Annotated in this window: 2 protein-coding genes; both read right to left on the bottom strand. The window is 33.6% G+C overall.

Features of this window, described 5'->3' with window-relative positions; translation table 11 throughout:
* Positions 1 to 177: 177 nt before the first annotated feature.
* Entirely contained in the window at positions 178 to 867 is a 690-nt protein-coding gene (locus KIH41_RS17980) for a hypothetical protein (RefSeq protein ID WP_214163331.1), read from the bottom strand.
* 8 nt (positions 868 to 875) lie between these two features.
* Complete coding sequence (locus tag KIH41_RS17985) at positions 876 to 1,901, bottom strand: hypothetical protein (RefSeq protein WP_214163332.1); 1,026 nt, start codon at positions 1,899 to 1,901, stop codon at positions 876 to 878.
* Between the last annotated feature and the right edge of the window lie 449 nt (positions 1,902 to 2,350).

Below are 2,350 nucleotides of genomic sequence, written 5' to 3' on the forward strand. Positions count from 1 at the left end.
TTGGCCGCGAAGCTGGCGATGCTGAAGGGGAAGTTTAGGTAGTTGGATGGCTACGTGCTTGTCTGCATAAGGTAGGTGCAGAATAGGTGCACGAACAACAGACTTCTGGGTTTTAGAAAAAGAGGCTGTCTCAAAAAAAGAGACAGCCTTTAGTTTATTTAGCTTATATATATAAATTTAGGAATGTTTTTTGTCATTTAGTTGATTATAATATTTTTCCGCAAGCTTTTTATAAAACCCTACTTTCTCTGAGAATATGAAATCTTTCAAAAGTAATTTTTTATTATTCTTATCGGATTTTTGGGAAATAATTTGAGTAAATTCATTGCTGGCTCTAATATTTTCTTTTACCATGAGCTTGATTTTTTCCCGTAAATTTAAATCATCGTCACATATAAATTTCAGATTTTTTTCTATATTTTTGATTTTTTCTTTATAGTTTTCTAAATCTTCAGATTTGTTGGTTAAAATTATTTCATTAAAAATCCAGATTTCAATATTCCAATCAAAATTAAATTGATTTAAAATTGTGATGCTTAATTCAAATGATTTTTGATGAAGATTTGAAAGTCGCAATAATTTTAATGTCGCAATATAATCATTTCCGATTGAAGAGTGATTTGGTTTATTTTTTTCTAATTCTTTTTCAATAAGATGATTATGTAATTGTAATGCTTCATCAAATTTATTTGCCTCTTTTAAATAATAGGCTTCTTTACTTAGAAGAATATTCTCTATTGAACTATATTCTGGATCGATTTTATTGATTTCTTTAAATATTTGAATTTTATTTAAAGCCTCAATGTTTGTTAAATTGTTTAAATTTGTAAGTAATTTGGTTAATTTGTTATTTATCGATTTTTTCATTTTAATGTCTAATTTAACATGACATCTGGACAATCAAAGAAATTCCAATGCTCATTTGTATCGCAATATTTCAAGCAATCTCCACAAGGCGCATAAGGTGTATTTTCGGTACAAGCCACATACAGATTCATGCAGTGATCTAAATTTTCTAATTTGCTTTCTGTAGCTAACAAATAAGTACCCAAGTCATAAACATAAATTGATGTAACATAAATTATTGCCCCAGTAAGTATGATTTCTCCTATAAATGTAGGTTCTGCAAATGCAGGTAAAGCTATTGCGGTAATAATTTGTCCGTTGAAATTTGGCAAATTGTTGCTTGAAATAGAATAACCATTATCTAAAAGGGATTGAAATTCAGGCATCAGCCATCCGCAAAGCTGTTCGTTATAGGTAAAGGTTACTTTCCTTCCGTCCAAATAATTATATGTATATTTTTGACCGTGTATTGGATTTAATGGGAAACCAAATTCAGAAACCTCAATAGGTTCCAAGGTTCCAGATCCACCTCCACCTCCATCTCCCAAAGATCCACCTTCCCCACTTATTGGTCCCTGGCTGGAATTATCCCCATCAATACATTCCAGTTGGGTATAGCTTGTGCAATTTACTTCGGATCCATAATCCCATCCAAATTCTTCATCATAAAACCAACCGGAACTTACCTCACAATGATCTTCTTCATTCCACCCACAGGTGCTTGATAAATTAACAGCTTCTGTTTTTTTACTTGTTTGAGCTACTTTAGATCTAGATAATAATTTCCCACTTTCGATCCTCCAACCTCGGATAGGAATATCAGTAATTGTGGAAATTATTAATTCTCCCGAAAATTCTGATGGAGTTTTGCCATAATTCACCTGGTAGAAGAAATCCCTCCTGTTGTTGACCGAAAAGTCTGTTTCGCTATGGATCTTAAAAATAAAGACATCATACTCTCCATTGGCCTTTTCCACCATCAGCAGGTTTTGGCTGATCTGATGGCGTCTGGGTTTGTTATTTTTGAATTTTTCCAGCATGTATCTGGAGATCATGGTCTTGTTGACCTGAAGGCTGACTTCCAATACTTCCTGACCGGCGGCATTATGCTTCTTAGTCAGATTCCAATTGGGTCTTTTTTCAAAATTAGAGGAATTGTTTCTGAGATTTTCACCGTTGGCTCTTGACAGGTTTGTCTCTTGGGATTCGAACCAGGCTTTAGCCTTTAAAATTTCTGGATCACTTATTTGGTTTTCAGATCCAAAAGGTTCTTCAGGTACACAGGCAATTGTAAACATCATCAGCAAACCGAACAGTCCAAGCCACCTGAAGGCTGTTTGTCGCTGAAATGGAGACTTAGGATGCCTCCTTGCAAACGCTAACTTGTTGAAAATGGGGGGATAAAGTGTAAAATTGTTTTCATAGATTAAAAATTTTAGTTAAAAGATTATTCAATATGTGATATTAATCCGTTAGTTGCAAAATTATGGAGGTGAAAATGGGT

This window comes from Litoribacter ruber (genome assembly GCF_018500185.1).
Classification (GTDB): Bacteria; Bacteroidota; Bacteroidia; order Cytophagales; family Cyclobacteriaceae; genus Litoribacter; species Litoribacter ruber.

Bases quoted from the DNA above. Each gene is read 5' to 3' on its own strand.
- KIH41_RS17985 (WP_214163332.1), bottom strand. From the start codon at position 1,901: ATGATCTCCAGATACATGCTGGAAAAATTCAAAAATAACAAACCCAGA.
- KIH41_RS17980 (WP_214163331.1), bottom strand. From the start codon at position 867: ATGAAAAAATCGATAAATAACAAATTAACCAAATTACTTACAAATTTA.